Origin of the sequence: Campylobacter sp. RM9333 (assembly GCF_020137705.1) — a bacterium.
GTDB lineage: Bacteria > Campylobacterota > Campylobacteria > Campylobacterales > Campylobacteraceae > Campylobacter_E.
Genome location: NZ_JACGAY010000062.1, coordinates 1 through 507, shown reverse-complemented (window position 1 = coordinate 507; position 507 = coordinate 1). Strand labels below are relative to the sequence as shown.

The following is a 507-nucleotide window of genomic DNA, read 5'->3' as shown; positions in this document are numbered from 1 at the left end:
GCTAAGCGCTCATGCAAACGCATCTATGAACAATAGATCAATTGACAGTTCTTTAAATAAGTTAAACTCAGGTTTTAGAATTAACTCTGCTGCTGATGATGCTTCAGGTATGGCAATTGCTGATAGCTTAAGATCTCAAGCAAGTTCTCTTGGTCAAGCTATTATGAATGCTAATGATGCTATTGGTATAATTCAAACAGCTGATAAGGCTATGGATGAGCAAATAAAAATACTTGATACAATTAAGAATAAAGCTATTCAATCAGCTCAAGATGGTCAAACAACTGAAACAAGACGCTCACTTCAAGCTGATATTTCAAGACTTATGGAAGAATTAGACAATATTGGTAATACTACATCATTCAATGGTCAAAAGCTTCTAAGTGGAACGTTTTCAAACAAAGAATTTCAAATTGGTGCATATTCAAATGAGACAGTTAAGGCTAGTATTGGGGCAACTACAAGTGATAAGATTGGTTTAACTAGGTTTGAGACTGGGCATAATGT

General features: G+C 34.7%; 1 protein-coding gene. It reads left to right on the top strand.

What is annotated here, in order from left to right; all coding sequences use genetic code 11:
- On the top strand, window positions 1-507 hold a 507-nt coding region (locus AVBRAN9333_RS09450), incomplete at both ends, for a flagellin N-terminal helical domain-containing protein (protein ID WP_442862240.1).